The sequence below is a fragment of the Stenomitos frigidus ULC18 genome (assembly GCF_003003795.1).
GTDB classification, from domain to species: Bacteria; Cyanobacteriota; Cyanobacteriia; order Leptolyngbyales; family Leptolyngbyaceae; genus Stenomitos; species Stenomitos frigidus_A.
Map to the genome: position 1 here is coordinate 1 of NZ_PVWK01000167.1, position 9013 is coordinate 9013.

General features: G+C 50.6%; 8 protein-coding genes and 1 pseudogene. 7 read left to right on the plus strand and 2 right to left on the minus strand.

Translation table 11 applies throughout. From position 1 onward, the window contains the following. Window positions 1-372 (plus strand): annotated as a pseudogene (locus C7B82_RS32885) (transposase); the annotation flags it as partial. Window positions 373-532: 160 nt separating this feature from the next. On the opposite strand, the gene C7B82_RS31175 reads toward C7B82_RS32885, so the two are convergent. Together C7B82_RS31175 and C7B82_RS31180 are read right to left on the minus strand one after the other, a co-directional pair. Continuing rightward, the gene (locus tag C7B82_RS31175) at window positions 533-1414 is read right to left on the minus strand and encodes a cyanophycinase (protein ID WP_106261238.1); all 882 of its coding nucleotides are present in this window, start codon (window positions 1412-1414) and stop codon (window positions 533-535) included. 264 nt (window positions 1415-1678) lie between these two features. Next, window positions 1679-1912: a hypothetical protein gene (locus C7B82_RS31180; protein WP_245940183.1), complete on the minus strand. Its 234-nt coding sequence runs from the start codon at window positions 1910-1912 to the stop codon at window positions 1679-1681. A 191-nt stretch (window positions 1913-2103) separates the two neighbouring features. Between C7B82_RS31180 and C7B82_RS31185 the strand changes: the two genes are divergently transcribed. From C7B82_RS31185 to C7B82_RS34065, 6 genes are all read left to right on the plus strand, one after another. Further along, window positions 2104-4014, plus strand: a complete 1911-nt coding sequence (locus tag C7B82_RS31185) for an acetate--CoA ligase family protein (RefSeq protein ID WP_106261241.1) — start codon at window positions 2104-2106, stop codon at window positions 4012-4014. 421 nt (window positions 4015-4435) lie between these two features. After that, window positions 4436-5809: a DASH family cryptochrome gene (locus C7B82_RS31190; protein WP_106261243.1), complete on the plus strand. Its 1374-nt coding sequence runs from the start codon at window positions 4436-4438 to the stop codon at window positions 5807-5809. Window positions 5810-6220: 411 nt separating this feature from the next. Continuing rightward, entirely contained in the window at window positions 6221-6994 is a 774-nt protein-coding gene (locus tag C7B82_RS31195) for an MBL fold metallo-hydrolase (protein ID WP_219904780.1), read from the plus strand. Then, window positions 6991-7524, plus strand: a complete 534-nt coding sequence (locus tag C7B82_RS31200) for a GAF domain-containing protein (RefSeq protein ID WP_106261244.1) — start codon at window positions 6991-6993, stop codon at window positions 7522-7524. Before C7B82_RS31195 ends, C7B82_RS31200 begins: the two co-directional genes overlap by 4 nt. A gap of 84 nt (window positions 7525-7608) precedes the next feature. Then, window positions 7609-8277, plus strand: coding sequence for a Pr6Pr family membrane protein (locus tag C7B82_RS31205; protein WP_106261246.1), 669 nt, complete (start codon window positions 7609-7611; stop codon window positions 8275-8277). A gap of 10 nt (window positions 8278-8287) precedes the next feature. Further along, window positions 8288-8416: a DnaJ domain-containing protein gene (locus C7B82_RS34065; protein WP_245940184.1), complete on the plus strand. Its 129-nt coding sequence runs from the start codon at window positions 8288-8290 to the stop codon at window positions 8414-8416. The last annotated feature ends 597 nt before the right edge of the window (window positions 8417-9013 follow it).

Sequence of the window (9013 nt, forward strand, 5' to 3'; positions counted from 1 at the left end):
GTTGGCGCCACGTCTGGACGCCTTGAAGCCGCAGATGCAAGCCCTCGCTCACCAGCAAGCGGATTGGCAGCGCCAAGCCCAGCTTCTGCCAGCGGTGCAGGGCCGCGGCCAAGTCACCGCCGCTTTGTGTCTGGTGGCACCGCCCACCACCGGGACAGTGGTCAGCACAAGGGCAAGCGCCTGCTTTCGGGCGGGCGCACGCGCGTCCGGTGTGGCTTGTCTATGGCAACCCGCGTGGCGACGCCCCACAACCCCGTGAGGCGCGACTTGGATCAACCCTTGCTGGCAAGTGGCTCTGGTTGCCTGTAGGCGCCAACGCCTGGTCAGGCTCAATGCCATGCCCGCGCTCACACTCCCTGGCAAACGCCCGCTGCCGCCAGCCGCCGCACAAGACACGGTCCGACTCAACCGCTCCCCCACTGCTGTCACTGGGTCACGCGCGTTGAGCGTGCAACCGATTTTTCCATTCCCCTTGACTCCCAAGACAATCGCTACAGACGGGGAGTGGCTCAGGTTAATTAATCCACGAGCCTTAGCTTTTCCCAAGCGGCGATCGCTTCTCCAGATCAAACTTATAACCATGCGGCAGAATATGCAGCGTGGCATCGCAAAGTGCAAGCGGTTCATCGCGCAAAAGCTCTTCCACATTGTTGTGAGTAATTTTTGCCACATCAACCACTGTAATGGCACCGTCACCGATAACTTCCAATTCTTTGCCATTGATGGCGATCGCGGTATTTTCGTCAATGCCAAAGCCTAGGTTGACTGGCTGCTGGGCGATAGCAGAGAGCAAGCGACCCAAACGTCCACGTTGGGCAAAATGCTGGTCAATCACAACACCTGGTAAGAAGCCCATGCCCCGATCCATACGGGCGACTTCCATGCGAGGGTTTGTTTCCGACTCCCCTTCAACAATCATCATATCGGGCATCATGGCGGCTCCAGCGCTCGTGCCAGCGACGACAATGCCTTCAGCAAACCGCTTGTGCAGTAGTGTATCAAGTTCAGTATCTTTCAAGCACTCAGTAATGCGTGCCTGGTTACCACCTGTAAAAAAGACACCCGTTGCATCTTGCGTCAATTCCAGCGCTCTAGGGTCGTTAGCGTCTTCCCGTCTTGCCGTATCAACCACCTTAACGGACTCAACACCTAGACGCTCAAACACGTTCATGTAGGTTTCACCCACCTCTCCAGGTAGCCCTGTTGCAACAGTCATTACTACGATGCGAGCCTGTAAACCGCCTGCTCGACGGACAAATTCGCGCAAAATAGTACAATCACCTTCTTTGTCTTCAGCACCACCGATGATCACTAATTGCCCATGCGTTTCAGGGAGCGCGACGCTCTCTTGGGCTGTCGCTGCATCATTTAGCGATACCGCTACGACTGATCCTTCAGCATCCTGTACTGCCATATTGTCTCCAGACTCTGTATAAGTAGTCTTTGTAGTACATCACAGCGATCGAGGTCGGCGTTACATCCGTTCGGTAGATTTTGATACAAAAAAGCATTACATGAAGGTTACTTGCTTTCAATAAAGCGTTATATGCAATGCGTTTACTCATAAGTAAATGCCCAGATTCAGCAATGCCCAAGTTTTCTAGCGATCGTAATCAAGACTGCGATCGCCAGACAACTTGGGCATCAAACCATGAAACTAATCACAACCTTAAATCGATCACTGCAAGAGTTGCGTGAGAAAGGCATGAGCACCGCTGAGTGAGAGATGATTGGGTTTGCCTTGATAGACAATTTGGTACTCATTGGCATACTCACTATCACCATGACCTGAAATCAGATGACGATGAAAAGCATCTTCTGCCAAAGCATGAACTTCGATTCTAAGACGATCGTCTGTCTGATTCGTTGGCTGATCGTTTTTAACAGGGGGATTCATAAAAGTCTTGTTCATAAGGGTGTATCCTCGTCACAAGTATCATGTATTTTTAGCGGCTGAAGCGATCGCTTACACCTGTCGAAGGTGTGATCTCTCCGGCTAGATGACACCTGGTGTTATTTGCAAACAGTAGATCGTAACCTCCGATAGAGGAAAGTATAGGACGATAACGCTAGGGTCGGTAAGGCACAGAAATGGTATTCGTCATGGTTTTGGATCAAAGCATTGATATGGTGCGTGTGAACGCAAGGACAACCGATGCGTTTGACATTTTTAATATTAGGCATTATGCCGGTTCAAATCCCTATCTACCGACTGCTGCTGCCGCGTTTGACTTTGCATTGGTTAAAGAGAATCCGCCTCGATCGCTGGATGTCTATCTCGAAGTGATTGGCGATCGCTACCCTCATCTGCTGGATGAAACCTACGACTCCTACGCACATCTCTTTGCCCGCACGGTTGCCGAAGTCAGCAAGCTTGAAATGGATTTGCATCTGACGCAATGGAGCGTCAAGGTCGATGAGGCTCGTGCAAAAGTAGCTGTCCAATCGCTGCATGGACGCACCAGTCGCGCGATCGTCTACTGTGTGTGGGATTGGTTTGAAGCGATTACGCGCGATCGGCGCTTTTGGATTGAAGATCAGATCGAGGTGCTGCAACGCTTCTTTCGCGATTCGGTTTATGGTGGCCCAACCGTTTACGCACTACTCAAAACAGCTTACGAACTAGACATTCCCACGTTTTATCTGTGGGATGAGCGGCTTATGCAGTACGGCTATGGCAGAAAGCAAGTACGAGGCATCGCCACAACCTTTGACCACGATAGCCATATCGACTCCGACTTCACCACTGGCAAGGACGACTGTAAGGAATTTCTCCATACGCTTGGCTTTCCCATTCCTAAAGGCAGCATTGTTTATACCGTTGGTGAGGCCTTAGCGGCGGCTAAACAGATCGGCTACCCCGTTGCAGTGAAGCCCGTTGTAGGGCATAAAGGCATTGGCGTGACGGCTGATGTTAAGGATGCGGATGATTTGGAACTGGCGTTCGATCGTGCCATCGAAGCTGTCCCCGACGACCAGCCCATTCGCATCATCGTTGAACAAAGCATTGCGGGGAAGGATTATCGCTTGCTATGCGTCAATGGCAGATTTGTCGCCGCTACAGAACGCCGTCCCGCATCCGTTGTCGGTGATGATGAAGCAACGATTAGTGAGCTGATCGATCGCGAAAACCGCACTGCTGCCCGCGTTGATACGCCCACTTCACCGCTAGGCAAAATTCAGTGCGATGAGGCGATGGAACGCTACCTGGATGAACAGGGCTTGACAATGGCTAGTGTGCTCGAAAAAGACCGCATCGTTTACTTACGGAAAGTTGCCAACCTTTCAGCAGGGGGCTTGAGCATTGATGCCACTCGACAAATTCATCCAGACAATATCATTCTGGCGCAGGATATTGCTCAGCACTTTCGCCTCACTTGTCTTGGCATTGATGTAATTTCTCTTGATCTCACAGAATCCTGGAAAGACGGCAGCTTTGGCATTATTGAAATCAACGCGGCTCCTGGCATCAACATGCACCTGAAGCCTGCGATCGGCGAAAGTGTTGATGTACCGGCCCACATTCTGAAAACCTTTTTTGAAACGGGCAAAGCGGCGCGCATCCCCACTATTAGCTTTAATCATGTGTCAGTAGCAGAACTGCAAGAAATTGTGGATCACATCTTGCTCCAGCATCCACATTGGGTGATCGGTGCGGTTTGCCATGATGGGGTATTCGTCAATCGCTCTGAGAAAAGCCTACATCCTGACTACAACACCAACGTCCAAAATCTGTTGCGTAACCCCAGACTCGACCTGCTGATCGCAGAATATCGCGAAGAGGTACTCGATCGAGACGGCATGTTCTACTACGGTAGCAATGTCGTTGTGTTAGATCATCCAACCGAAACTGAGATGATGCTAGCCCGTGATATATTCGACGACTCCACCGTTGTTATCTGGCAAAAAGACACCGTTTCAGTCAATCAAAATGGCCTGATCGAGCAGTATAAACTAAGTGAAAATGAGCCGTTTAGTCGAGTGTATTTGAAAGAAATTGCGACAATTTTATAAGGGAAGAGAAAGGAGCCCTGACGGCCTGGCTGCCTGACAGAAGTAGATGAAAGCCAATAGAGATGGGAGCGCTGACAAAAGATCCGCAACCCTGTTTTGCCTCAAACTGGGCTGAAGAAGATTTTTATGATCAGATTTTATGATCAGATTTGGTTTACTCGCATTCGTGCCTTAACCTGCAAGCCTTGAGCTGCCTTTAATTTACTGAGGGACTTCCAATTTTTAAATCATCCCAAACCGCTGAAACCCCTAACTAAGGGCAGGCATTGCAGTTCAGGACTGGGACGATTAATTCCCTGGAAGTCCCTAAGATGTGTCAGGCAGTCAGGCTAAATGATCAAGACGTTAGGCATTCTACACCTGTGTTTTATATGAAGAAAAGTGTTTTCCCAGCGGTAAACATGAAGCCGTTACGTGCGATATGACTCAAACTAAGATTCTGCTGTGGTTTCGCAATGATTTGCGGTTGCATGATCACGAACCGCTGTACGTAGCAGTAGAAAAAGCACAGGCAGCCTCGGGACAAATTGTGCCATTGTATTGTTTCGATCCACGGCAGTTTGGACAAACTTCGTTTGGTTTTCCGAAAACAGGAGCTTTCCGTACCCAGTTTTTGCTTGAAAGCGTTGCCGATCTGCGTCGATCGCTACAGGCGATTGGCAGCGATCTGGTTCTACGCCGAGGCTTGCCGGAAGCTGTGATCCCTACGCTGGTCAAACAATTGGGGATTACGGCTGTTTACTATCATCGTGAGGTGACAGCTGAGGAAACAAGGGTTGAAACCGCACTTCAACACGCGTTAGACGCGTTAAATGTTGCTTTTACATCTTTTTGGGGACACACCCTTTTCCACCCTGATGATCTACCGTTCGAGGTGAGTCAATTACCGGAGCTGTTTACTCACTTTCGCAAACAGGTGGAGCAGCAATCGACGGTTCAACCGACGCTACGATCGCCAGATAAGTTGCCATCGCTGCCAGAGATAGAAGTGGGCCTGCTACCACAAATGGCAGCTTTTGGGCTGGAGGTGCCGACACAAGATGATCGTGCTGTTTTAGTGTTCAAGGGTGGTGAAACAGGCGGATTCAACAGAGTCAATCACTACATCTGGCAACACGATTGTCTCAAAGTCTACAAAGAAACCCGAAATGGGATGCTTGGAGCAGATTATTCTTCTAAGTTCTCAGCCTGGCTGGCACTTGGGTGCTTATCGCCACGCTACATTTATGAGCAGATACAGCAGTATGAAGCAGAGCGGGTGCGAAATGATTCGACTTACTGGCTGGTCTTTGAGCTGCTGTGGCGAGACTACTTTCGCTTTGTCTGTGCTAAGCACGGCAATCGAGTCTTCCGGCAATCGGGCTTACAGGATCTTAACATCGCCTGGAAGCAAGACTGGCAAAGTTTCGATCGCTGGCGTAAAGGCACAACAGGCTTTCCTCTCATTGATGCCAACATGCAGGAATTAGCCGCAACAGGCTACATGTCTAACCGGGGCAGGCAAAACGTGGCAAGCTTTCTCACCAAAAACTTGGGCATCGACTGGCGCATGGGCGCAGAGTGGTTTGAATCACTGCTGGTTGACTATGACGTGTGCAGCAATTGGGGCAACTGGAACTATACCGCAGGTGTTGGTAACGATGCTCGTGGGTTCCGTTTTTTCAACACTCTCAAGCAGTCTAAAGACTACGATCCGGAGGGCGCATACGTAAAACATTGGCTCCCGTATTTGAGAGCGCTTCCTGCTAGTAAAGTGCATGAACCGTGGACTCTATTGCCTATAGAACCCATTTGAGATCTCAGGAAGGAACTGCAGCCGCTTCAGCATGAGCCTGACAAAGCAACGATTGATGTTGATAGCACAAGCGGAGGACGCCTCAGCTTTTTGCTCGTGCCTACCGCGTGCCACTGCTTGTAGCGCCAATAAATAAATGGTGGAGTCAAGAGGGCGGTCTTTGTGTCAGTCTGGCATTCGGCAGTGGATGGAGGCAGCCATCAACGAGTGCTCACGTCGTCCAAGTACAGGGGCGTGTCTGCTGCGGCTGCGGTAAGCGCTCTGGCAACAGGGCTCAAGCCTTGCCCATTCTGCATCGGTGAGACTGCTGGAATACGCCATAGCAACTTAATCAGAGAGTGTAGAGGCCTTCCTCTCTCACAGCATCTTTGCTATAAGGACGTAAGATGGTTTCACAAAAAGACGTCTACTGTGTTGAATTCCAAGCCTGTCTGCGATCGCTGGTTTGCCACGCGCCAAATTAATCCGGGTCTCTACTGCATCGGCGAAATTCACTATTGGGAATGGAACCGCGCGAATCTGTGGCTCATTAAAGGGCAAAAACAGGATTTGCTGATTGATACGGGGTTAGGTGTAGCGAGTTTGCGCCAGCACATCGCCTCGTTGATTGACAAACCGCTGCTGGCGATCGCATCGCATGTTCACTTTGACCACGCAGGCGGATTACACGAATTTGACCACAGAGCGATTCATCCCGCCGAAGCAAAGGCACTGCGATCGGGCGATAATCATGCGGCTTTATGTTCCCATGAGCTGGGCTTTGTACTGGATGAACACTTTGAGCAGTTGCCCTATGAGGGCTTTACGGCAATGCAATATACGCTCCACCGTGCCGAACCCACGCAGCTTTTGCAGGAAGGCGATGTGCTGGATCTGGGCGATCGCGCCTTTGAAGTGCTCCACCTACCGGGACATTCCCCCGGTTGCATTGCGCTCTACGATGCGAAAAATCAAGAGCTGTTCTCTGGTGATGTCATTTACGATGGCGAACTGCTCGACCAACTGCCCGGAAGCGATATCCCCACGTATATTGCCACGTATGAGCGTTTGCAGAAGCTGCCGATCGACACCGTTTATCCCGGTCATTACCACACCTTTGGGTGCGATCGCTATCAGGAAATTATGGCGGAGTATCTAGAGGCAAGGCGGCAACCAGGATGTCCGGGAGAGGTGGCGAGGGGATGAGGGAGCGTTTACCGGATGCTTTAGGGCAGTTGTTTGAAGGTGCGGTGGAGCCTGATGCGTTATTTACGGCGTTGATGCCAGCGTTGGGGGAAGTGTTGCCGTGCGATCGGTGCTTCCTCTATTTGCGAGAACCAACGACAGGGCTGGGAATGATTACGCATTGTTGGGCACGCGATAGGCGTGCAGCAGAATGGTTGGGGGCGGATTGGCTGGAAGGCCCGAATGCACCACCCGATCCGCTGATGACGATCGCACTGCGCACCCCGGTGGCTGTGTTTGTGGAGGATATTGAGACGGTGGGGAGTGATGTGGTCGATCGTGCGTATGAGCGAGTGATCTTTCAACATCGCGCATTGGTTCACGCTCCGATTTATTTCAACACTGCATTGATTGGCATTGTGGAATGCTCTGTGTTTGAGACGCCAAGAGTCTGGAGTGAGGGCGATCGGCAGCTCATTGCGGCGCTCCAAGCTAAACTCACGGCTCCTACACAGGCGTATCTCAAGCAGCAGCCACGCTTTCAAGATTAACGGTATGGTTAGAGGATCATTTTTGGCTGCAGGCTCATGACGACAAGTTGCGCCGCCTGCCCTAATTTTATAAGGACACTAGCGATGAACACCAGGCAAGCGGTGCGAAGGGTGAGCGCGATCGTGGGATGGAGTGCCCTGGCGCTACAGCTTTATCTCATGATCGTGAGCAACATTGAAGCAGGCAAACCCGGAATGATTGGGTTGATGAAATTCTTCGATTACTTCACGCTCCTCAGCAATATTCTGGTTGCCACGGTGTTTACAACGGTAGGCTTGCGGCGCTACGCAGATGGTTTCTTTGCCCATCCGAACGTTAAAACAGGCGTGGGTGTATACATTTTCATGACGGGGACAGTTTACTTTTTGATTCTTAGACAGACTTGGAATCCAACGGGGCTGTGGTGGTTGGCAGATGTAACGCTGCATTATGTGATGCCTGCGCTATATCTTATTGAGTGGCTGTTTTTCACCCCTAAAGGACAGTTGCGTTGGAAGGATACGGTTCGGTGGCTGACGTTTCCACTCGCGTTTGTGGTGTGGGCGCTGTTTTGGGGCGCAATCTTTGGGTTCTATCCCTACCCGTTTATTGATGTGGCAAAGCTGGGCTACCCACAAGTGTTGATCAATAGCGTTTTCATGGCGATCGGCTTTCTGGTCTTAGGGTTGCTGCTCGTTGCAGTCGATCGCTGGCTGGGCAAAAACGCTCAACCAAACGTCCTCGATTCTACTTCAGCGCGATCGACTCGATAGCGATCGGCGGTTGGCACGGCTCTATCATCCTGACTTGGATCCGGGTAATCCTACTGCCGCAGAGCGCTTTAGGAGTGTCAATGCCGCCTACGAAACCTTGTCAAAACATTTAGCGATCGCGGCAACGAATGGAGTGTGATCGGTAGAACCATCATTGCCCAAGCAAACCAGTAGCGACAGGGATGGCTGGAAAAAAAACGAGGCGTACACCAGTTTTATTGATGTATTAGAGCTTTTTAAGCACAGGCGCTGAGCACGACTTTTAGAGCGTTGGTATACGTTTGGATTAGCTATCAGTTATCAGCTTTGCTCTGATGGCTGACCGCTGACGGCCGACCGCTACAGTCCATGACATTATTTCTTTACAGTCTCTTAGACAACCGCATTCAGATGGCCTGCATGCTGAATAGCGACTGCAACCTTGAGGCTATTTTTCTAGAAAATGAAGGGTGTGTCGTGATCGAAGGTAGAAACAGATGACTACTTATCCCTTAAAGCGATGAGATTCTGCAATGCAGGATAAGTATTCTTGTCAGATTCGCAAAAACCATTCCGTAAATGATTAATGATGGCAGGAAGGGTAACGGGCCAAAGCAGGGCGGCGACCACTACCATTACCCAGGAGGAGAACTCGTTATTGGGAGTCGATTCATCTTCTAAGGAGATTTCTAGGAATGAATTTACCCGCTAGCAGGTTGAATAAGGATATCCCATTTTGGTAATTCTGGATTGCGTT